The organism is Undibacterium sp. Ji42W (assembly GCF_049340405.1).
Taxonomy (GTDB): domain Bacteria; phylum Pseudomonadota; class Gammaproteobacteria; order Burkholderiales; family Burkholderiaceae_D; genus Undibacterium.
The window spans coordinates 57,824-80,684 of sequence record NZ_JBMPOV010000016.1 but is presented as its reverse complement, the minus strand read 5'-3'; the positions used below and the strand labels follow the sequence as shown (position 1 = coordinate 80,684).

Below are 22,861 nucleotides of genomic sequence, written 5' to 3'. Positions count from 1 at the left end.
AATTTATCTTCTTTGCCTTGCCAAACTTTAGTTTTTAGGAAACCCACCCAACAAAGCCGCACGTTTTTGTGGCTTTGTTGCCGTGCTGCTATTCGATGGTGATGCCATGGAAGCTGTCGTATTATTGCTGGTTGAACTGGCACCAGAACTAGGTTCGTAAGGCTTGAGGAACCACGGATCGACTTTCTCCTTTGGTGGTTGATAGCTACGCGCAGGGCGCTCACTTCTTTCGCCCCGGTCAGCACGGTCAGCGCGGTCACGACCAGGACGCTCACCTTGCTCACCACGCTCACGCGGTGCACGGTGTTCTGACTGATGTACGGATGTCGCCACAAAACCGGCCAGATTCAGGCGCACGATTTTTTGCTTGATCATTTTTTCTATGTCGATCAACAGACGCTCATCCTGATCCGTATGCAGGGAGATCGCATCGCCTTTGGCACCAGCACGGCCAGTACGGCCTATACGGTGGACATAGTCTTCGGCGTTATACGGCAAATCAAAATTGATGACACAAGGCAGCTCGGCAATGTCGAGGCCACGGGCAGCAACATCAGTCGCCACCAGCACTTCGACTTCACCTTGCTTGAAGGCTTCCAGCGCGGCCATACGTTCTTGTTGTGACTTGTCACCATGAATGGCAGATGCTTTTACGCCCTGCTTGACCAGATGCACCGCCAGGCGTGAAGCACCTATCTTGGTGTTGGAAAACACGATAACTTGCTTCAGGCCACGTTCACGGATGATGAAAGACACGGCATCACGTTTTTCTTCTGTCGATACCTTGTACAAAATCTGCGTGACATTATCAGCAGTAGCATTGCTGCGTGCCACTTCTATGGTTTGCGGATTAGTCAGGAAACTGGAGGCCAGTTTTTTGATCTCTTGCGAGAAGGTCGCGGAGAACATCAGGTTCTGACGCTTCTGGGGTAACAGATTGATGATGCGCTGCAGGTCAGGCAAGAAGCCCATGTCCAGCATGCGGTCAGCCTCATCCATGACGAGTATCTGGACCTGCGACAGGTTAACGGTTTTTTGTTGCACATGGTCGAGCAAACGGCCAGGCGTAGCAATCACAATCTCTACGCCGCTGCGCAAGATTGCCGTCTGCGGAGCCATATCCATGCCACCAAATACAACGGTAGAACGCAAAGGTGTATGACGGGAATAAGCTTTAACGTTTTCTGCAACCTGGTCAGCCAGTTCACGAGTCGGCGTCAAAATCAGCGCACGCACGGGGTGCCGTGCCGGTGAAGCACTAGTGCTTGCATGGGCTAGCAGCAACTGGATGATAGGCAAAGAAAAACCTGCAGTCTTGCCTGTGCCGGTCTGGGCTGCACCCATCACGTCACGGCCTTGCAAGACAACCGGGATAGCCTGCTCCTGAATCGGCGTTGGATGAACATAACCCTGATCTGTCAGGGCGCGCAAGATTTCTGGCGCCAGGCCGAAATCGGCAAACTTCACATCTGGTGTAGTTTGCTCAGTGGTAGGTATAGCTGGGGACTTGATATCAGTCATGGTAGTTGGTGGGCCCAGCAGGACTTGAACCTGCGACCAACGGATTATGAGTCCGCTGCTCTAACCAACTGAGCTATGGGCCCAATTCTTTCTGCAAGCTCTGCCTGCTTTAATCTGAGGTTAATCCAGTGTGGAAAAATACTTCAGGTTTTGCAGGTAAAGCCAGATGCCGCCGCCTGCAAAAATTGCGCCAAATTTCAGCACAACAATTTCAATGGGCACCGGAAAACCGACGCCCATTATATAACATTAATTACCTTCGAGGAAGCTCTTGAGCTTATCCGAGCGTGATGGATGGCGTAATTTTCGCAAAGCCTTGGCCTCTATCTGGCGAATACGTTCCCTGGTCACGTCAAATTGTTTACCTACTTCTTCGAGGGTATGATCCGTGGACATTTCAACGCCGAAACGCATGCGCAATACTTTTGCTTCGCGCGGCGTCAAAGAGTCGAGCACGTCTTTTACTACATTGCGCATCGATGCATGCAGGGCAGCATCGGCTGGCGCCAATGTGTGATTGTCTTCGATGAAGTCGCCCAAATGGGAATCATCATCATCGCCTATCGGTGTCTCCATGGAAATCGGCTCTTTCGCAATCTTCATGATCTTGCGAATTTTATCTTCCGGCATTTCCATCTTGATCGCCAGTGTTGCAGGATCAGGCTCGACACCTGTCTCTTGCAAAATCTGACGCGAGATACGATTCATTTTATTAATCGTTTCTATCATATGCACAGGAATACGGATAGTGCGTGCCTGATCGGCGATAGAACGGGTAATGGCCTGACGTATCCACCATGTCGCATAAGTCGAGAATTTATAACCACGACGGTATTCAAATTTATCAACTGCCTTCATCAAACCAATATTGCCTTCCTGGATCAGATCCAGGAATTGCAAACCACGATTCGTATATTTCTTGGCGATGGAAATCACCAGGCGCAAGTTGGCCTCGGTCATTTCACGCTTGGCTTTGCGCGCCTTCATTTCACCAGCAGACATCTTTTTGTTGATGTTGCGCAGATCAGGCAAAGGCAAGACAACACGAGATTGCAGGTCGATCAGTTTTTGCTGCAGTTGCTGCACTGAAGGAATATTACGGCCCAGCACAGCACTGTAGGAATGACCGGAATTCACTTCACCTTCAACCCAGCTCAGATTAGTCTCATTACCAGGGAAAACTTTGATGAAGTGAGAACGCGGCATACCGCAACGATTGACGACAACTTCGAGTATCTGCTTCTCTACATGACGCACTTCATCGACCTGGCCACGCAAGGTGTCGCACAATTTCTCAACGACTTTTGCAGTAAAGCGTATGCCCAGCAATTCACTGGAAATGGCTTCTTGTGCTTTGACGTAAGTCTTGGAGTTGTAGCCCTCTTTTTCATAAGACTTGCGCATCTTGTCAAAATTCGTCGAAATGATTTCGAATTTTGCCAGGGCATCACGTTTCAGTTGTTCGAGTTGCTCAGCAGAGATTGCAGCTGCGCCAGCGGCACCGCCATCATCGTCTTCCTCTTCCTCTTCTTCCTCTTCTTCCTCTTCTTCCTCTTCAGATGACTCTTCTGCAACCACTACTACAGGCGCAGCCTGCTCATCCGCATTCGGATCAACCAAGCCATCGACGATTTCATCGATCTTGATTTCATCGGCGGCGATACGATCAGCCGCAGCCAGGATTTCTGCAATCGTGGTTGGACAGGCAGAAATCGCCTGTATCATGTCTTTCAGGCCTTCTTCGATTTTCTTCGCAATGACGATTTCGCCTTCGCGCGTCAGCAACTCAACCGAACCCATTTCGCGCATATACATGCGCACTGGGTCAGTGGTGCGACCAAAATCAGAGTCAACCGTGGACAGCGCAGCTTCAGCAGCGGCTTCAACTTCATCATCATCGGTCGTGACAGTGACGACGTTATCCGACAACAACAGGGTTTCAGCATCAGGTGCCTGTTCATACACGGCCACGCCCATGTCGTTGAAGGTACCGATGATGCCTTCGATGGCTTCAGGGTCAACAACGTTCTCTGGCAAGTGATCGTTGATTTCTGCGAACGTCAGGTAGCCACGGTCCTTACCCAGCTTGATCAGGGTTTTCAACTTCTGGCGACGGCGCTCAAGTTCTTCTTCTGTCGCTTCAGGATCAGAAGAGAAGGCATCCTTGAGCAAAGCCTTTTCCTTGGCCTTGCGGTCTTTTGCCTTGGCCTTGTCGATGGCTTTCATCTCGGCGCGCTCTACTGCATTGAGCGCGGCGATTTCTTCATTCTCAGGCTGATATTCTTTCGGCTTACGGCCACGGCGACCAGGCACCTTCACCCCAGGCAATACATAGCCGGAGGTGTCGATTGCGGCAAGCACCGCAGCATCGGTCGTCTGGCTTACGGTAGGCGCAGAACCGGTTTTGATTTCCTGCACCTCTGGTGCAGCTTTCGCTGAATTCTTGGTTGGCTTAGTCACTGTCTTTGAATCGGTTTTGTTAATTGTCACAGAAGCTTTCGATGATACGGATACTGGTTCTGGCCGGGCTGCAGATGCACTCCTGGTTTTTCCACTGAGCTGGGATTCGGCCGCTTCTGCTGGCTGGGTCCCTTTTTTTACCGGTGGTGTCGCATTCTTGCCGCTCACTTCCTTACCAGCCGTTTTTGTCGCAGACGCGGATTGTGCATCCGTGTCTTTGGCTTTTGTTGCCGCCTTCAATACTGCTTTACTTGTTGCCTGTTTCGCCTGAACTGTCTCGGCTGCCAATGGTGTCTTTATCACTTTAGGCGCTTTAACGTCTTTCGCAACCCCTTTTTGCTCCGCCGTTTTGCCTGTTTTACCTATGCTAACGGCCTTACTACTCGTACTCCGTGCAGCAGCCTGTACGGCTACTTTTGCCTTGGTACCGGCACTTGCAGCGGTTTTTACCGATATGCTCGTCGCAGTGGCTGGCGCTTTCTTGGGCGCGGTTGCCACGGCTTTTGTTACCGTAGTGGACTTCAGGGTTTTCGCGGGTTTCTTCATTGCGCTAGCCATTGAATCAAACCATCCGGAACTGAGGAAGTCGCCTGTGGGTACATCACAAAAAAGAAAATGCGCTGCCAGCAGATCTTGCGATCGGCATCGCAGTGCAAACTCTAGTTTGTTGCAGACTTCCCGAGTCTCAGCGCCAGTGTTTTGGGTTACTCGGAGGAGCATTACGCTCACCTAAACAACACATCCTGCGCAAATACCAAAGGCTTCGCCCAGAATGAAACAACCTAAGACCTTGAATCGAAAGCCTTTAATTATACCATGCGAGCGTACTTTACTCCAGCCTAAGACTGTGCATATATCAACTAAGTGAATAAAAAATAGGCAGATACTGAAGAAAAAAGAGGCAAAAAACCAACTTCACTTAAAACAAAGTCATCCAATTATTTGGCAAAATACAAATAATTTGGCCAGTATCCCGCTTTCTTTATGTGAAATATAGCCAAAACATGAAATAACAAGGGCTGCACACTAAACTCGCACCATCTATCACGGGCCTGACAAACCTTGTATAAAATGACAATTCACCGATAGAACAACACCGCACCTGGGATTGTCATCAATTTAACGTGCTGCAGCCTCTGCAGCTGCCTGCTTCCTGAGTTGATCCTGCAACTGTGTGATTTCGCGGTAGCGGGCGATATCCTCTGGTTCACGCAAACCGCGTGCTGCCAAACCTTCCATCTCCAGTTTCAATACCTGATGCCGCATTTGGCGCAAAGCACCTGCCAATTCCAGTCTGACAATATCAATATCTGTTTCAGCCTGCTCAGCCATCTCGGCGATCAGTGTATCAAAATCAGAACCAAGGGAGCGCAATTGCTCGGCCAATGCAGCAAACTGGGCATTTTCCCCCATGCTTTGCGCCGTAAACACCAGGCTGCGCAGCATGTTGGCACCATCGGGTGCCAGCGCCGCAGCGTCTGCCAGCACCGTTTCATCGAGCATCATTGCCAATGAAGGATGCGCGACCAGGATGCGCATGATTTGCAACTCAAGTCCAACCGGCGCATTGCGCTTGCTCCTGGGCGGTGCCAGCTTGATACGGGCAACAGGCTGGCTAAGTTCAAACATGGTTTCAATTTCAGCCGGACTGGTTTGGGTGACCTGTGCCAGATTGCGCACCAGTTGCAAACGCATGCCGGAAGATTCCATTGCCTGCAACAAAGGCTTGGCATCAAACTGAGTACGGGCACGCCCTTCTGCCGTCGTCAAATCATTATCGCCTATCATTTCGCGCATGAAGAATTGCGACAGCGGCATGGCATCGTGCACTTCCTGCTCAAAAGCATCTGTACCAAATTCACGGATATAACTATCCGGGTCGTGCTCTTTAGGCAGGAACAAAAACTTGATGACCTTATCATCATTGGCATGCGGCAAACAAGCATCAAGCGCACGTCTTGCCGCACGGCGGCCAGCGCTATCGCCATCAAAACTGAAGATGACATGATCAGTCTGACGCAAGAGCTTTTGCACATGAGTAGGCGTACAAGCCGTACCTAAGGTTGCCACCGCTTGCGGAAAGCCCATTTGCGCAAGCGCGACCACATCCATATAGCCCTCGGTGACAAGCACATAACCGGCTTCACGGATAGCCTGGCGCGCTTCAAACAGGCCATATAATTCCAGGCCTTTTTGGAACAGCGGGGTTTCTGGCGAGTTCAAATACTTGGGTTCGCCTTGCTCCATGATACGCCCACCAAAACCAATGATCTGGCCCTTGGTATTCCGTATCGGGAACATGACACGGTCACGAAAGCGGTCATAACGCTTGCGACCACCACCCTCTTCCTCGCTTTTATCAATGACAAGACCTGCCTCGACCAGGGCGGGCACATTGTAATCCGTGAAAACACTGCGCAAACCATCCCAGGCATCCGGCGAAAAACCCAGGCCAAAACGTGCCGCTATTTCACCAGTCAGGCCACGTTTTTTTAAATAAGCGATGGCTTGCGGAGCGGTACGTAATTGCTGTTTATAGTATTCGCCGGCCTTGGTCATGACTTCGGACAAGGCCAGGCTTTTTGCCGTAACTTCGGCACGCTGCGCAGGCAAGAGCCGGTCTTCTTCCGGCACGATCATGCCATTGTTTTGTGCCAGGTCGCGGATGGCATCAACATAACTGAGGCCGGAATATTCCATCAGGAATCCGATGGAACTGCCATGCGCACCGCAGCCAAAACAGTGATAAAACTGCTTGGTCGGGCTAACGGTAAAACTTGGGGATTTTTCGTTATGGAAGGGACACAAACCCATGTAGTTTGCGCCACCTTTTTTGAGCTGCACGTATTTACCCACCACGTCGACAATGTCAACGCGGGCCAGTAAATCCTGTATAAAACTTTGTGGTATCAAAGCAGGACGCCAGCAAAAGAATAAAGCAAAAGTCTAAGGCGAATTACTTGGACAATGCCGCCTTGACCAAACCTGAGACTTTGCCCATATCGGCACGGCCAGCCAGCTTTGCCTTCAATACGTCGATCACTTTACGCATGTCTTGCGGGCCAGCTGCGCCAGTTTCTGCCACTGCAGCAGCCACGGCGGCCTGCACTTCTTCATCCGACATCGCTGCTGGCATGTAGACAGACAAGACAGCCAGTTCAGCTTTTTCTATATCAGCCAGGTCCTGGCGGCCACCCGCCTCAAACTGGGTGATGGAATCTTTACGCTGCTTGAGCATTTTTTCTATGATGGCCAATACCATGCCATCGTCCAGCTCTACGCGCTCATCCACTTCTTTTTGCTTCATGGCAGCCGTCAGCAAGCGGATAGTACCCAGCTTGACTGCTTCTTTGGCGCGCATGGCAGCCTTCATGTCATCGGTGATTTGTTCTTTCAAACCCATAGCGTACTCCTGAAATTATTCAAATGAATTCCGCGCAAATTTGCACAGGAATTAGGTATCAATCTCACACTTCAATCTTGCAATCAATCCAGACATATGCAAAATGGCACATACAATGCCCGAGACAAAGACAACAAAGCCCGCTGCGGCTGACCGGAGCGGGCATGCAAACCCAAGCTTTAATGAACTGGCAGCTATGTACCCGGCAAATTGCCAGACACAATAACTGGATTAGTACATCTTCTTAGGCAATTGCTGACTACGAATACGTTTGTAGTGACGCTTAACAGCGGCAGCCAACTTACGTTTGCGTTCTGCTGTTGGCTTCTCGTAGAACTCGCGAGCGCGCAATTCGGTCAACAGACCGGTCTTTTCGATAGTGCGCTTGAAGCGGCGCATGGCAACTTCGAACGGCTCGTTTTCTTTAAGGCGAATTGTGGTCATGTAAGTTCAAACCATGGAAAGATTTATAGGAAGACCGAGATATTAACAGGAAAATTAAATTAATGGAAGAAAGATGATTAAATCTTGCGCAAAAACCTGTGCAAGGCGCAACAAAATCAACAAATCCCCACCTACATTTACCTGGAAATTTCGATATTTACAGGGGTATGCCTCTAAATATCATTCCTTACAGAGTAAAAAATGAGATGCAATTCAGCATACTGCTATCGGGTATTATAACAGGCAAAAATACAACGCCCTGACAACACCGCGCTTACCACATTTATATCGCCAGCCCAGCGGCAGTACCCGAGGCCCAGGCCCACTGGAAATTATAGCCACCCAGCCACCCCGTCACATCAACTGCCTCACCAATAAAATACAGGCCATGCACTTTGTTTGCCATCATGCTTTGCTGAGATAGCTCGCGCGTATCAACACCGCCACGGGTGACCTCAGCCTTGCGGTAACCTTCAGAACCATCAGGTATCAGCTCCCATCGATTCAGTTTCTCACCTAGCAGACGCAAGCGCTTATCCTGCATATCAGCCACTCTGGCGTCCCCCACAAAACCATGTGCAGTCAATAGCCCATCAACCAGCCGTGCAGGCAGGTATTGCGATAAATGATTGGCAAGATTCTTTTTGATCGTGGATTTATTGCCAACCAGGTCTTCTGCCACATCGACTTCTGGCAAGAGATTGATGCGCATGGCCTTGCCCGGCTCCCAAAAACTGGATATCTGTAATACTGCCGGGCCGGACAAGCCACGGTGGGTGAACAGCAAATCTTCACGGAATACCGTGCGGGATTTTTTCTCACCCGTCTCTATATCTACTTCCAGTGAAATACCAGACAAGGGCACGAAAGGCTCCCAGGCTTTGGCATCAAAAGTCAAAGGCACGAGAGCAGGACGTGGCTCTATGATTTTCAAGCCAAATTGACGCGCCACTTTATGGGCAAAATCAGTCGCGCCAATTTTTGGGATAGACAAGCCTCCGCAAGCAATCACCACTTGCGCTGCGCGAATTACACCCGCGCTGGTTTGCAACAGAAAACCGCCCTGCTCCTGTTTTTGCACATCATCAACCTTGCATCCCATGCGCCAGTCAACTTTACCTGCATCACATTCAGCCTTGAGCATACGGATGATATCTTCAGCGCTGTCGTCGCAAAACAATTGCCCTTTATGCTTCTCATGCCAGGCAATCTGATAACGCTTCATCAGGGACAGGAAATCTTGCGGCGTATAGCGCGACAAGGCACTTTTACAAAAATGCGGGTTCTCGGAAAGAAAATTGTTAGGCCCTGCATGCAGGTTAGTGAAATTACATCGCCCGCCACCTGAGATACGGATTTTTTCTGCCAGGCGGGTGGCATGGTCAATCAATACCACGCGCTTGCCACGCTGGCTTGCAACAGCAGCACACATCATTCCGGCTGCGCCTGCGCCTATCACGGCAAGGTCAAATTGATTACTCATGGTATTTACTTTCGGTACTTTCAAAAATTCAAGCGAGATTGTAGCTTATGGCAGGCGCAATGAATCCACAGTCCGGCTCAATCTTGCTGAATACCCTTGAGATAGGCACAAAACATATCCGCCATGGCATCGGCATAGATTTTGATCTCTGCCTGAGTGCGTCGGGTGCTAGAAAAACTGCTGCCTACTGCACTCAGGGTCGTGGTGACCAAATCACCAGCAAGCGTGCGCGTGGCCGCAGATGCCCCCGGCAGTACTTCTGCCATAAATAAGTCGATAGTACAGTCTGCGGACGCCTTTACCTCCTGCGCCTCAGGCGCGTCACGGTAGAGCGGTGCGGCATCACTGAGCGCAAGACGCGTTTCTGCTTCCTCGCATTCCGAGCGTATGAAAGCATGAACCAGTGTGCGCAGGCGTTCAAGCGGTGGCTTGCTGGCGTCTTCAAGAATGCGGCGCAACATCTCGGAAGTCTGTTGCCACTCATCGGTTTGCAGCCGAAACAGAATCGCGGCCTTGTTCGGGAAATATTGATAAACCGAGCCTATGCTGACCCCTGCCCGCTCTGCCACTCTGGCCGTAGTAAAACGCGTCACGCCTTCTTGCGCCAACACCTGAACGGCCGCCTCCAGGATTGCCGCTACCAACCCGGCAGAGCGCACCTGTTGTGGTTGCTTGCGGGTGGAAACCTGAGGTCGGCGGCGGGTGGTCATCGTGTAAGAAACCATAGAAAGAGAGCAAGGAAACGGGAAATCCATCCTGTGGTAATGCGATGAATCCGTCACATCTTAACCTAAGCTGTGTCATCCCTCAATCAGCTTGCAACTCGCCTGAATCATTGCAATGAAAGCAATTTCACGCCAAAGCAAAACCTGAGCTTTGATCTGATGACATGTCATTCAAGATTCCAATTTTCGCGATCTGACACACACATTCTCATAGTGAATCAAAGACTTATCCATTAACGAAGTCCGTGAAAAAACGCGAGGCCCAATGCGATTAGTCAAGGTGAATCATTGCCCGTATCATTTTTCACCAATGCGACGAATTAATCGCGTTTTATTTTTAATCACCTGCATGGCAGGTGGCATTCACATTCGAATCGAAAACATCTATGACAACAACACTTACTTCTACCACGCTGGCGGCTTTGCTCGACCGTCTGTTCAAGCAAGCCGATGCTGCGACCAGCCCGGCCATTGCCAGCATTTCGCGCGAAGAACGCGAGCGCCTTATGCACAGCAAAACCGAGTACCTGGATTTTTATAGTTTGCTGAAGGACCTCTGGCTGCCAGTCTCGCGTGAAACTGGTGTACTGCTCTACTTGCTGGCGCGCAGCAGCAATGCCCGCAACATCGTTGAATTTGGCACCTCCTTCGGCATTTCCACCCTGCACCTGGCAGCCGCATTGCGTGATAACGGTGGCGGCCGCCTGATCAGCAGCGAGTTTGAGCCATCGAAGGTGGTGCAAGCGCAAAAACACCTGGATGAAGGAGGCCTGGCTGATCTGGTCGAGATACGTGAAGGCGATGCATTGCAGACGCTGGCAACAGGTCTTCCTGCATCCATTGACCTGTTATTACTCGACGGTGCTAAGGCGCTCTATAGCGATGTCCTGATGCTGATTGAAAAGCACTTGCGCCCAGGCGCGCTGATCATCGCTGACAACGCGGATTACAGCCCTGATTATCTCGCGCAGATACGTGCGCCAGGTAGCGGCTATCTGTCTCTGCCATTTGGCGACGATGTAGAAGTATCGATGTGGCTGGGCTGAATTCTCACAAGCCCTCAAACAAATCACAATTAAATTTAAGGAAAATAGTATGCACGTATTTGTTACTGGAGCCACTGGCTGGGTAGGCTCTGCCGTAGTTCAGGAATTGATCAACGCAGGTCACCTGGTAACTGGACTTGCCCGCTCTGCCGAAAAGGCGACGGCATTCGCTGCAACTGGAGCAAAAGTCTTGCTCGCCAGGCAGGAAGATCTTGATACCATGCGTGAGGCTGCAGACAAGGCTGACGCCGTCATTCACACCGCGTTCAATCATGACTTTTCAAAATTCATCGAGAATTGCGAGCAAGACCGTCTTGTCATAGAAGCCTTGGGAAGCGCACTGGAAGGATCTGATCGTCCATTGATTGTGACCTCGGGCTTGCTGGGCATGGCACGCGGAGCAAGCGAACTGGACCTGCCCAATCCTGGCTCTCCACGCAAATCCGAACCAACCGCCCGCGCCTTGTCTGAACGAGGCATACGCGCGGCGACCGTGCGGCTGGCACCATCGGTTCACGGCCTTGGTGATTATGGCTTCGTCCCCCTGCTGATACGCCTGGCAAAGGAAAGGGGAGTATCAGCCTATCTTGGCGATGGTCAGAACTGCTGGTCTGGCGTGCACCGGCAAGATGCTGCGCGCATCTACCGTCTCGCGCTGGAACAAGGTGTGACCGAGTTGGCCTATCATGCAATCGCTGATGAGAGTATTCCCTTCAAGGCGATCGCCGAAATGATAGGCCGCCACCTGGGCTTGCCAGTAGAATCGCGGGAAGCGGATCACTTTGGCTGGTTCGCAAAAATGGCAGGGACGGACATGGCTGCCACGAGTTTGAGGACGAGAGAACTGCTAGGCTGGAAACCTGAAGGCCCCCCCCTGCTCGTAGACCTGGATCAAGCGGGCTACTACGCTGCCTGACTAAGCATGAAACGCACTATTTTTTCACCCGGCCTTGGCATTTATGGATGCCAGGTTTTTTTCTTTACACCCCATCGGGTAGTCCTTATTGATGGGGTTACCCATCGTCTCAGTCGCCTGCCCAATTCAACACATACATGCAATATGCCATATAGGTGAGCGCCAATAGCAGACTTGTATTGGATGTTCCGGCGCAAGACATACGTTCCTGCTCCAGCTCATTTTATGTCCAGGAACTTGGCACATGACCAGACCAGTTTTTTCAACCAAGGACTATGTCATGAAAATTTTCATGGCATTTCTTGGGCGCCACAAGTCCACTTGGCAAAGCTAGCTTTTTCAACGCCCCATTTTCAGGCATAAAAATCGGTTAAACAAGAATTCTGCCAAGCAACGATATTGTTTGAAATTAGCAACATTCCTGCAGCAAAAACCGTATTTCCTTATTTGGATTTAAGTAATTCTTGACTTGTTTGCTGGCTAGAGAGATAACGGATTTGCCGCCACGCAAACGATTACGCAAACGTTTGCGGTGGTGCGCGTAGCGAAATTATCTATTTCACCACGCCCCATTTCAGGGATGGTGCAAGTGCACCATTTCAGAACATCACCGATTAACATCAATTTGGGAACTTAACATGCGCAAAACTATTTCTCAGCAATGGCACAAGGGAGTCAGCCTGAGCGTGATCGCTCTGGCGGTCGCTGCGGCCTTCCCCATGCAAGCTGCCTGGGCTCAGGATGCTACGCCTGCTGCCAAAAATGACGGCACACAACTGGAAACCGTTATCGTTACAGCTAACCGCCGTGCAGAAAACATCAAGGAAGTACCGATGTCCATTTCTGCCATCAAAGGCGAAGCACTCGATACTTACAACGCCAGTGGCCAGGATATTCGCTTCCTGGCAGCACGCGTACCTAGTTTGAACGTTGAATCCGACTTTGGCCGTTCTTTCCCACGCTTCTATATCCGCGGTCTGGGCAATACTGATTTCGATCTGAATGCATCCCAGCCGGTTGGCCTGGTGTATGACGACGTCGTACAAGAAAGCCCCATGTTGAAAGGTTTTCCGGTATTTGACGTAGACCAGGTAGAAATTCTGCGTGGCCCTCAAGGCACGCTGTTCGGCCGCAACTCGCCCGCTGGTGTATTGAAGTTTGATTCTGCCAAACCTACCCGTCGTTTTGAAGGTTACGGCAATATCGGCTTTGGTAATTACAAAGCGATCAATCTGGAAGGTGCCATCAATGTCCCGTTGAATCAAGACTGGGCAATGCGCTTCTCGGCACAATCTCAGACACGCGATGACCGCGTGACCAATCCACGTTCCACTGGTGAGAAAAATCTCGAGGGTTACCGTGACGATGCAGCACGCTTGCAATTCTCGTATAAAAATGGCGACTTCAGTGCTCTGGTGAATTTGCATGGCCGCGACATGTCTGGCAATGCCACATTGTTCCGCGCCAATATAATCCAAAAAGGAACGAACAATATTGTTCCAGGCTTTGACTATGCCAGTTACCCTACGGATGGGTTGAACAGCCAGAAACTGCAATCTTCCGGTGGCAGCGTCCGTTTGCGTTGGGATATGCCAGGCATCAGCCTGCATTCCATCACTGCGTATGACAAGGCAAAATTCTATAGCCGCGCTGACGTTGACGGCGGTTATGGTGCGTCGTTCGCTTCTTCCATGGGGCCGGGCTTTATCCCATTCCCATCCGAAACAGCAGATGGCTTGCCTAGCCTGAAGCAGATCACACAAGAGTTCCGCGTTGAATCCAATACTAAAGACGCACTGCAATGGATAGCTGGCTTGTATTACTTCAGTGAAGAACTGCAAGTTGACAGCTTCGACTTCAATTCCCTGGCACCAGGTAATCCACAAGACGGTTATGCAGTTCAACATCAAAGTGCAAAATCCTGGGCAGCCTTCGGTACTGTGAACTATGCAGTCACTGAGCAATTCAAACTGCGCGGCGGCTTGCGTTATACCAGCGATAAAAAAGACTTTGATGCACAACGTACCTGGACACCAGGCACAGCCCTGGGCACGCCTGGCACACCGTTGTTCAGAGCCAACCCATCTGCCACCAACATCAGTTGGGATCTGGGGGCGAACTACACACTGGATAAAGCAACATCCGTGTTTGCCCGTATCGCTACTGGCTACCGTGCACCAAGTATCCAGGGCCGCGTTTTATTTGGTGACAGCATCTCTGTTGCCAATTCAGAAAAAACCCTGTCTTTCGAAGCCGGTATCAAGAAAGACATCCTGGATAACACAGCACGTATCAGCGCGACAGTATTCCAGTACACAGCCAAAGACTTGCAGTTGACTGCGGGTAGCGGTGGCGTGAACCAGAACAAACTGGTCAATGCAGACAAGGCTGTTGGCCAAGGCTTTGAGATGGAATTGCAAGCCAACCTGAACCGCAACTGGAAAACCACAGTAGGTGTCAGCTATAACGATACAGAAATCAGAGATGGCAAACTGTTCGTCGCGCCATGCGGTAACGGCTGTACAGTCACCAACCCTGCAGGCCCAGTTGCCGGTACTGTGCTGATCGGTGGAAACCCACTGCCACGCGCACCTAAATGGGTAGGCAACTTCTCGCTGCGTTATTCCACGCAAATCGGCGAAGGCACTTTGTACGCCAGCACAGACTGGTCTTACAAAGATTCCTACAATATGTTTTTGTATGAAGCCAAGGAATACAAAGCCAAATCCATGCTGGAAGGCGGCCTGCGCCTGGCTTATATGTGGGCTGACGGCAAATATGAACTCGCTGCTTATGGTCGCAACATCACCAACAAGCAACAAGTCATCGCCGCCATCGACTTCAACAACCTGACAGGTATCCTGAACGAACCACGCAACTACGGCGTACAGTTTAAGGCTAACTTCTGATAGCTTGTTAAGCTGATAAAAACGCCGGAGTGATCCGGCGTTTTTTTATGGGTGGCACGTTAAAACAGATACGGTTATGGCGGGAAGGATGGCTACCCACTGCCACCTTCCGTGAGCGAATCCAAGGGGCATAAACAGTTCAAAAGTAAACCTAGCTGGTTTAGCTGTCCATTGCGTTTTCAATTGTAATACCGGACGCGGGCAGCATGTCGCCGCCTCTGGTGAAGTTTGTTCGGCTCATGACTTTGCGCCACAAGCGACAAAAGAACAACTCTATTTATCCATCGTTTTAACGGGTCGCAATCCAGCCCTTGCTTTTTCTCTAAGCTGCCTAGACTGGGTGTTTATTTGCAAAACATCTAACGGCAGCAAGACGCGAATTAAAATATAAATCTGCCACAGGGAAAGCGTACACAGCAACCCAAACATAATGCCCAGAGCTATAACAACTGATGTCGATTGCAACGTCTTAAGAATTACATCATACGGAAAGAAAGTCTTTATCGATGAAAATAGTGGGCCAAGTGCGACCAACACAATTATCAGAACAGCAGAATGCGCCAGCGGCGAAACGATCTTTTCTACATTTCCTGCTGCCCCTACATCATCATCTTTAACTCTGCGAAAACCTGACTTTACGACCTCTGGATAAACCACAGCAAGCAGCGCACCCATCACACAAAAACAATGGGGCTGGTTGTTCTCATGGCCTCAAAATAGGGCCACCGGTCAGCAAGTGAAACGATTCTTCCAAACGTCGCACCACATACGATCAACGCAATTGCCAGTCCGTAAAAAGAACAATCGCATTACTCACGCTCCCAAAGCAAGAATGTCTTGCCGGTACTGGGGCACGGATTCTAGCGCTGGAAGGCACGCTTGACGGTTGAGCTGCGGGCTTGCGCAGCGAATGCTTCAATGGCGAGCACAGTCATCATGAGAGCAAGGAAGCGAGTCATCTGATATCAAGCTTTAAACGGTCAACCTGTGCCTGAAACAGGCTAACCGCCACATCCACTCGCGCACTGTGGCTACGCACACTATCACTTGAAGTGGGCCGCGCATCCTCCACCGCCTGCAACCACGAAGCGACCAAGTCCTTGATTTTCCCCCTTAGCATGGGGCTATACTCTTCCATGGCAAGCAATTTGTCATATTCATTGAATGTCTCTTGCTTGGCCCATTCGACCGTCTTCAGCCTCTCATCCACATCGCCAGGGTTAGACATGAAATTCTTCCAACTCAAGGTCACAATCGACAGACTCACTATACGGCTATTGACAAAGCTCTCAGTCGCCGCCTTGTTTGCTTTTTCGTTGTCCAGTTTTTTTTGGGATAGCCGCGCTGACTCAAGCTTGTCCGGATCAGCCTTCTCGTCCAACTCTTTCTTTTTTGGGGAGTCTATGTCAGCTTGTTTGGCTGAAGCATCGAAACACTTTAAGCGCTCTTTTTGAGACTTGATCGACACACAGTCAGCAGCATAACTCACACCACACGCCAGCACTGCAGCGGAAAAAACAATCGTTAGCACCGAAGCCTTCATTCTCATCCCCATAAAATTTACATTTATTTATATGTATTTGCAAACCGATCCCGACTTCGTCGTTCAATGCCATGTGCGCGCCTGCACGCTTATATCAGAGCTACTCCCGCATCCACTTGAGCATGCGGGGAAAAGCAGGCTTACCTTCTTTCTCCGCCCGCACCGCCCCCAAACTCAGACCCGCCCATTCCAGAAACGGCAGGCCAATAAAATTACCTGATTCAAAAGTCTCTATCAACCAGCTGGAATCATCCTTGTAACCATTCGGATGAAACACAAAATCCAGTGGTAAATCAAGTTCTCTTGCCACTGCCAGTGACCATAAAATCGCGGCGATTTCTTCACCCTGTGGTGGCCAGTCCTTGTCTTGCTGATCACTGCCTATGAGTACACGATTGGCAGATGGTGTTACTGCCAGGTGCCCCGCTTCATGCACCATATCGCCGGGATATTTGAGTTTGCCATAATCGACATAAATGCAGCCAGGTCCCAGATCAAGGCCGGGCAAAAACGTGGCGTGTTGCAGCTCGCGCTCAATAACCGCAATACCTATCTTGCCAAGAAAATTCAATACCTTATCCAGACGCGGATCATCGCGCACACTGGGATTAATTTCTGCCAAACCAGTTTCCATCATGGATTCAGCCTTAGCTTTGTTGTTGCAAACGCTGGGCAACGCTGACGCAATGCTCAACCTGAGCGGCAATATTCTCAGGTACGGCAATATCACCCGCCAGCACTGATCTGATCCACGCAGCAGTCGTAGCCGCATCTATACTGTCAGGTACTGCTGGCACCTCAGCCAAAGGTTCTTGCTGCGCAGGTACCAGGGTAGTGCCCTGGCCTGCATGAAACCAGTCTATCTGCTGGGCACGACCCGTGCTGGCAACGGCCTCTCCTTCGGTACCACGCATGAGAAACACATCCCCTGCTTCAGCCGGTGCGCAGCGGGTAAAATAATCTTGCAACATCATCAGATATTCAGGATGGGTGTAAGAACTCAGGCGCAAGGCAGGCACGGCAAAAGGTTGCAAGAGCTTGACCAGGGTATGAGTAGAATTGCGCACGCCGAGAATACGGCGCAGGCTCAGCAAATGCGCCATTGCGGGCGATAAAGCGTCGATGGGCATAAAGGCAGGCTGCTTTTGCTGCATCTGTTCCAGCGCCTGCTCTGGTGTGGTCACCATTGGCAAGCCCAGCGCCTGGAATATCTCTGCCGTAGCAACACGCCCAGCATCTGTGCGCACACCATGTACCAAGACAGGTACATCACGCCGAGCCAGCAACAAGGCCAGCAAGGGTGTCAGATTGGCTTTCTTGCGGGCACCGTTATAAGTGGGTATGACTACCGGTGCATATTGACTGTCAGCAGCCGCCTGCAAAGGCAAGATATAAGGTTGCGCGGCTTGCAGGAAACCCGAAATTTCTTCTATGGATTCACCCTTGATACGCATGGACAGCAAGATGCCGCCCAACTCCAGGTCAGAAACCCGCCCGGCTAGCATGGCGGTATACAACATCGCGGCGTCTGCCTGCGTCAGGCTGCGCGCACCATCTTTGCCACGCCCTATTTCCTTGATGAATTTAGCTGCTGCCAGAGGCTCAGTCGAGCATGTCGCAGAATTTGCAGTGAACGGAGTAAATTTCAAACCTATTCCTTCAACAGTTTCTGTATAAAGCGCCACTCATCTGGCTTGACTGGTGTAATCGACAGGCGGCTGCCTTTTTGCAAAACCGTCATATCTGCGAGTTCAGGGTAAGTCCGGAGTTCTGCCAAACTGAGCAAGCGGGTCTTGCGCTTGGCCTTGACATCCACCATCATCCAGCGCGGCGTTTCCTGGGTAGCTTTGGGATCAAAGTATTTACTGTCTTTTTCAAACTGGGTATGATCCGGGTAAGCAGTGCTGGCTACTTCTGCCAAACCAGCTATGCCAGGTTCAGCGCAACTGGAATGGTAAAACAGGACGCCATCGCCTACCTTCATGCCATCACGCATGAAATTACGCGCCTGGTAATTGCGCACGCCAAACCAGGGAATGCTGGGCAAGGCCAGTACATCGTCGATACTGATCTCATCTGGTTCAGACTTCATCAACCAATATGCCATGGTGAACACCTGCAAAGTCAAAAAGAAATTGTCGCACATTTATGTCGCTACGACACCAAGACGTGAGCACGATAAGCATCGTGGATTGATCAACCATAAAAAAACGGCCGCCATAAAAATGACAGCCGTTCAGAATAAGTCCCCACCGATGCCGCTATGCCGGCATCCTGAACCTGAGCGGTTCAAGTTGGCCACGGTCAATTCAATTTCGGGTTCATCGGACTAGCGACGCTCACACCCATCGAATAATGTTCCACGGCCTATGCACTAAAATGGTTCAAGGAATATATGACATTGGCGAACACGGCAGGGATCTAAAGTGTACCCCGAAATGACTGCGCGTCGCCACTTTTTTTGATTAAATTAAATAATAAGGTCGCGGATCAAAATAGTTTTTCTTGTGGCGTCAATGCATCATCCATGATTTCATGCATCTCATAGATCTTTTGCTTTACTTCTGCAAGAGACAAACCAGATAAAGGCCCCTCCGGTGATTTGGTCGCCAATAACTCTGTCGTCATACTCAGTGCTGCCATGACTGCGATCCTGTCTGTGCCCTTGACTTTTGACGCATCGCGTATGGCAGACATCTTGCCATCAAGATAGGCAGCAGCCTCGCGCAGGGCACGGTCCTCACCCTCGCGGCAACTGAGTTTGTAGCTTTGCCCCATGATATTGACGTCGACCTGTATCACTTTTACTTCACTCATGCTGCTTCCTTGTCGGTCAATGCTTCTGCCGGTAACTGTGCCAGCAAGGCAGAGACACGGTCATGGGCCTGGTGCATGCGTTGCTGCAAGTCTGTATTTTGTGTCGCCAGCGACACCACGTCATTACGCAACCTGGCGTTTTCACTTCGCAAGGTGTGTGCCAATACGGCAAGCTGCTTCACTTTTTCAGTCAGCAATTCGAATTCGGAAATCATCATGTCTCAGTTTAGGGGTATACGGCGCAGTCGTTAATTATACGAGTAAATTTTCTGTCACAGCAGGTCTATCAAGCGGCCATCACTCAAAATAAGTGCAGCATGGACAGTTTTATCAGAAAATACCTGCTTTAAGGCCAGGACATACTCCAGCAGTTGCTGGCGATAGCCCGCCTCTTGCCCGGGTAAAAGCTGACGTTTGTAATCCAGTACCCAGACTTCCTGCGAAAAAACCACAACCCTGTCCAGGCGCAATAATTTTTTATCAACCAGCACATCCATTTCATTGCGCGCATATGCATATGCGGCTGGATCATAAAATTTCTGCAATGCAGAATTACTGCATATACACTCAGCCTGTTTGCGTATAGCCGCCGCCATGGTGCTGGAACAGGGCAGCCAGGCTGCAATAGTCTCGGTATCTGGCACTGCAAGCGGCCAGGTCTTTGCGTTATTACTCAAACGCTCCATCAGGGTATGCAGGGCTATGCCTTCCAGTTGTTCATCACTGCTTACTTCAAGCATGATCTCTTCAGCAGGCAAGGCAGGTGGTTCGAAAACCGCCATGCTGAATGACTGGTTCTGCTGTACCTCATTCTCGATATGAGCAGCATCTGGCAATTTTTCTTCTACATGGTCCAGATACCCATACCAACTGGGGATAAGCTGCTTTTTCCCATTTTGCACACCGCTAAGTATCAATACCTGCTTGGCACGGGTAATCGCTACATACAAGAGATTCCAGTTCTCTTGCGCGGCCTGGGCTTCTTCCTGGGCAAAAAAACGGTCACGCGCTGCACCACGCTGGTCTTTTTTACCGAATACAGAAAAGTGCCTTTCCTCACCTGCTTGCAAAGACCACTGACACAAGACGCCTATCCTGTCCTTCATCGACTCACTATGATTAGCATCAAGCATGACGACGATCTTTGCTTCCAGCCCCTTGGCGCTATGAATGGTCAATATGCGTACGGCATCAGCCGCACTATCAACTGCCGATTCATCAGGTGCATCACCATCACCGCCGCGGCGCAAGGCACCCAGGGCAGCGATGAACTTTGGCAGGCTCGGGTAACGCCCGGCATCCAGATTTAAAGCCAATTCAGTAAAACTATGGATATTGCCCATGACCTGGCTACGCTGTGCGACAGAAGACGTTTGTGCATAACGCTGCAAGACTTCGCCCTGATGCAGGATGCGGTCGAGCAAATCATGCACAGGTAAATAATAAGACGCTTCCATCCATTGTTGCAACAGTTTTGCAGCGCGTTGCAGAAATGGATAAGACCCATCCTGCTCCGAGGCCAAACCTAAAGCTTGCAAACGCTTCCACCATGTCGCTTCATCACGCATAGCCAGCGCAATGAGATCGTCATCACTGACCGCCATGATGGGGGACTTTAACACATGCGCCAATGCACGGCTGTCACCCGGCGTCATCAGGAAATTTAATAGTGCGATCAAATCCAGCACTTCCAGCGCATCCAGCAAGCCACCACGGCGACTGGATACAAAGGGGATGCCTGCTTCGCGCAAGGCTTTTTCATAGGCAGATAAATGCGTGCGCCGCTTAACCAGCAACATCACATCACTCCAGTGAAAGCTGTCTGCGCCCTGCCCGGCGCGTATGCCCAGCAAAACTTGTGCGACTTGCCTGCCTTCTTCATAGCGTTGCTGGTTTTCTACTTCTTCCAGTGGAGTCGTCAGCGGATTACGCAGAGGAAAACGTGCAGGTGCAGCTTCTTCTTCGCTTATCTCCTCAGTCGCATCGGATACCTTCACACCTATCAATGGCAAACGCCAGACCACACCATCGGCATCAGAAGCCGTTGTCTGCGCATGAAACAGCGGATTACCATGCATGCTGACATTAAGCACATCAACAATTGCTGGCGCGTTCCTGCGTGTCTGATTGGTACGCAAAACCCGTGCGCCCTGTCCTGCCAGCATATTTTGCGCAGCAGTAAAAACTCTGGGCTCGGCTCGGCGAAAACGATAGATAGATTGTTTAGGGTCGCCCACCACAAACACGCTAGGCTTGGCAGCATCGTCACCATAAGCTTCCAGCCAGGCTTGTACTATGCCCCATTGCAGGGGATTGGTATCCTGAAATTCATCCAGCAAGATATGCTTGTAACGCGCATCAAGACGGCTATGCAGGTAAGCTGCATATTCTTCATTACTGAGCAGTCTATATGCCTGCCATTCCAGGTCAGCAAAATCAAATACCCGCTGGTCTGCCTTCAGGCTTTGATAGCATTCAAGATAGGCCGTGCCGACAGAAAACAGAGCCTCATTGACTTGCATGACCATTTTTTCGGCGCTACGTTTTTGCAGTTGATTGAGCGCCTGTACTATCGCTTCGCATTCATCTTCAAAGGCATTGATCTGGTCCGGGCCCAGGTGCTTTTCTATGGATGCAATCAGCGCCTTGACTTTGACATTGTGCGAGCGGCTATTGCCTTGCCCATTGATGAAGCCATCACAAATCATGGCAAAAGCCTCCAGGCTGGGGCCGTCCGTCAGGCCTTGCTCTATCTTGCTGGCATTAGTCTGGTTATTCTTTGATCCCTGGCCCAATACCAGGGCCATGTGGGCAATGCGCTGGTATAGCTGGACGTCTTCCCAAATGCTGAGCCGAGCATCCTGATACAGGTCTGCACCGCATAAATCACGCAACCAGTCCAGCGGGCCACCCAGTTCAATTTGCTGGTTACTGGCCCACCACTCTGCACGCTTGTCGAGGAAGGCGTCCAGCATTTCGCGTGCATTGAAATCGCCAATTTCCTGATACAGGAATAGCAGTGACTCTTTGATGTGGGCATGTTCTTCCTGTGCCAGCATCTGCATGAGCTGGCCATAGGCTTCGCGCTGTATGTCCCCACTGGCCTCGACTAGCGTAAAGCCATGCGGAACGCCAGATGCCAGCGGTGCCAGTTGTATCAAACGGCCAAACCAGCTATGGAAGGTGTCAAGTGATAATGACTGCGGGCTGGACAAGACCTTTTCGTACAAGCCACGCGCCAGCGGCACGACACTCTGCAAATCTGCTTCTGCAATGCCGCGCTCAGTCAGCAATTGCCGCACATGAGCGATATCTGCCAGCGCCAGTTCATGCAGCAAATCCATGAGGCGTTCACGCATCTCTTGCGCAGCCTTGCGGGTAAAGGTAATCGCCAATAATTCTGCCGGTTCAGCACCTGCCAGCAAGAGCCGCAACATGCGCGAGACCAGCAACCAGGTCTTGCCACTACCGGCACAGGCTTCGACGACGACGCTATGACGGGGGTCACAGGCAGTTGCCGTAAAGTGCGCATGGCTGACAGCCTGGCCATTGACTTCATAGGCCTGTGAGTATTGTTGAGGATATTGCATGGAC

At 50.8% G+C, this 22,861-nt stretch carries 18 protein-coding genes, 1 tRNA gene and 1 other RNA gene; 3 read left to right on the top strand and 17 right to left on the bottom strand.

Going from position 1 to position 22,861, the window contains the following annotated elements; genetic code table 11:
* Window positions 1–27: 27 nt before the first annotated feature.
* The 8 genes from ACO0LG_RS26765 to ACO0LG_RS26730 all read right to left on the bottom strand — a co-directional run bounded on the left by ACO0LG_RS26765 (window position 28) and on the right by ACO0LG_RS26730 (window position 10,021).
* Window positions 28–1,521 (bottom strand): DEAD/DEAH box helicase, encoded by a 1,494-nt coding sequence (locus ACO0LG_RS26765; protein ID WP_423031192.1) that lies wholly within the window; start codon window positions 1,519–1,521, stop codon window positions 28–30.
* A gap of 6 nt (window positions 1,522–1,527) precedes the next feature.
* Window positions 1,528–1,604, bottom strand: a tRNA-Ile gene (locus ACO0LG_RS26760).
* Window positions 1,605–1,770: 166 nt separating this feature from the next.
* Entirely contained in the window at window positions 1,771–4,527 is a 2,757-nt protein-coding gene (gene rpoD / locus ACO0LG_RS26755; protein ID WP_423031190.1) for an RNA polymerase sigma factor RpoD, read from the bottom strand.
* A 573-nt stretch (window positions 4,528–5,100) separates the two neighbouring features.
* Window positions 5,101–6,894: a DNA primase gene (gene dnaG, locus ACO0LG_RS26750; RefSeq protein ID WP_423031188.1), complete on the bottom strand. Its 1,794-nt coding sequence runs from the start codon at window positions 6,892–6,894 to the stop codon at window positions 5,101–5,103.
* Window positions 6,895–6,937: 43 nt separating this feature from the next.
* Window positions 6,938–7,384, bottom strand: coding sequence for a GatB/YqeY domain-containing protein (locus ACO0LG_RS26745; RefSeq protein ID WP_423031186.1), 447 nt, complete (start codon window positions 7,382–7,384; stop codon window positions 6,938–6,940).
* Window positions 7,385–7,615: 231 nt separating this feature from the next.
* Window positions 7,616–7,828: a 30S ribosomal protein S21 gene (gene rpsU / locus ACO0LG_RS26740; RefSeq protein ID WP_005877634.1), complete on the bottom strand. Its 213-nt coding sequence runs from the start codon at window positions 7,826–7,828 to the stop codon at window positions 7,616–7,618.
* 283 nt (window positions 7,829–8,111) lie between these two features.
* Window positions 8,112–9,311 carry an NAD(P)/FAD-dependent oxidoreductase gene (locus ACO0LG_RS26735; protein WP_423031184.1) on the bottom strand — a complete coding sequence of 400 codons (1,200 nt, stop codon included), beginning with the start codon at window positions 9,309–9,311 and terminating at the stop codon, window positions 8,112–8,114.
* 77 nt (window positions 9,312–9,388) lie between these two features.
* Window positions 9,389–10,021 (bottom strand): TetR family transcriptional regulator, encoded by a 633-nt coding sequence (locus ACO0LG_RS26730; protein ID WP_423031277.1) that lies wholly within the window; start codon window positions 10,019–10,021, stop codon window positions 9,389–9,391.
* 401 nt (window positions 10,022–10,422) lie between these two features.
* Here ACO0LG_RS26730 and ACO0LG_RS26725 point away from each other — a divergent pair, with 401 nt between their 5' ends.
* The 3 genes from ACO0LG_RS26725 (at window position 10,423) to ACO0LG_RS26715 (ending at window position 14,907) form a co-directional block, all read left to right on the top strand.
* Window positions 10,423–11,082, top strand: a complete 660-nt coding sequence (locus ACO0LG_RS26725) for an O-methyltransferase (protein ID WP_423031182.1) — start codon at window positions 10,423–10,425, stop codon at window positions 11,080–11,082.
* A gap of 49 nt (window positions 11,083–11,131) precedes the next feature.
* Window positions 11,132–11,998 (top strand): SDR family oxidoreductase, encoded by an 867-nt coding sequence (locus ACO0LG_RS26720; protein WP_423031180.1) that lies wholly within the window; start codon window positions 11,132–11,134, stop codon window positions 11,996–11,998.
* Between the two features lie 638 nt (window positions 11,999–12,636).
* Window positions 12,637–14,907: a TonB-dependent receptor gene (locus ACO0LG_RS26715; RefSeq protein ID WP_423031178.1), complete on the top strand. Its 2,271-nt coding sequence runs from the start codon at window positions 12,637–12,639 to the stop codon at window positions 14,905–14,907.
* A gap of 273 nt (window positions 14,908–15,180) precedes the next feature.
* On the opposite strand, the gene ACO0LG_RS26710 is transcribed toward ACO0LG_RS26715, so the two are convergent.
* The 9 genes from ACO0LG_RS26710 to ACO0LG_RS26670 all read right to left on the bottom strand — a co-directional run bounded on the left by ACO0LG_RS26710 (window position 15,181) and on the right by ACO0LG_RS26670 (window position 22,857).
* Window positions 15,181–15,585 (bottom strand): hypothetical protein, encoded by a 405-nt coding sequence (locus ACO0LG_RS26710; RefSeq protein ID WP_423031176.1) that lies wholly within the window; start codon window positions 15,583–15,585, stop codon window positions 15,181–15,183.
* 277 nt (window positions 15,586–15,862) lie between these two features.
* Window positions 15,863–16,450 carry a hypothetical protein gene (locus ACO0LG_RS26705; protein WP_423031174.1) on the bottom strand — a complete coding sequence of 196 codons (588 nt, stop codon included), beginning with the start codon at window positions 16,448–16,450 and terminating at the stop codon, window positions 15,863–15,865.
* Window positions 16,451–16,550: 100 nt separating this feature from the next.
* A complete protein-coding gene (locus tag ACO0LG_RS26700; RefSeq protein WP_423031172.1) occupies window positions 16,551–17,087 on the bottom strand; it encodes a hypothetical protein in 537 nt (178 codons plus the stop codon).
* 10 nt (window positions 17,088–17,097) lie between these two features.
* Entirely contained in the window at window positions 17,098–18,099 is a 1,002-nt protein-coding gene (gene ybiB / locus ACO0LG_RS26695) for a DNA-binding protein YbiB (protein ID WP_423031170.1), read from the bottom strand.
* A gap of 2 nt (window positions 18,100–18,101) precedes the next feature.
* The gene (locus ACO0LG_RS26690) at window positions 18,102–18,557 is read right to left on the bottom strand and encodes an EVE domain-containing protein (RefSeq protein WP_423031168.1); all 456 of its coding nucleotides are present in this window, start codon (window positions 18,555–18,557) and stop codon (window positions 18,102–18,104) included.
* A 135-nt stretch (window positions 18,558–18,692) separates the two neighbouring features.
* A non-coding RNA gene (gene ssrS, locus ACO0LG_RS26685) (6S RNA) lies at window positions 18,693–18,873 on the bottom strand.
* A gap of 67 nt (window positions 18,874–18,940) precedes the next feature.
* Window positions 18,941–19,252, bottom strand: a complete 312-nt coding sequence (locus ACO0LG_RS26680; protein ID WP_423031275.1) for a cell division protein ZapA — start codon at window positions 19,250–19,252, stop codon at window positions 18,941–18,943.
* 11 nt (window positions 19,253–19,263) lie between these two features.
* Entirely contained in the window at window positions 19,264–19,482 is a 219-nt protein-coding gene (locus ACO0LG_RS26675; protein ID WP_423031166.1) for a DUF904 domain-containing protein, read from the bottom strand.
* 57 nt (window positions 19,483–19,539) lie between these two features.
* Entirely contained in the window at window positions 19,540–22,857 is a 3,318-nt protein-coding gene (locus tag ACO0LG_RS26670) for a UvrD-helicase domain-containing protein (protein WP_423031164.1), read from the bottom strand.
* Window positions 22,858–22,861: the final 4 nt, after the last annotated feature.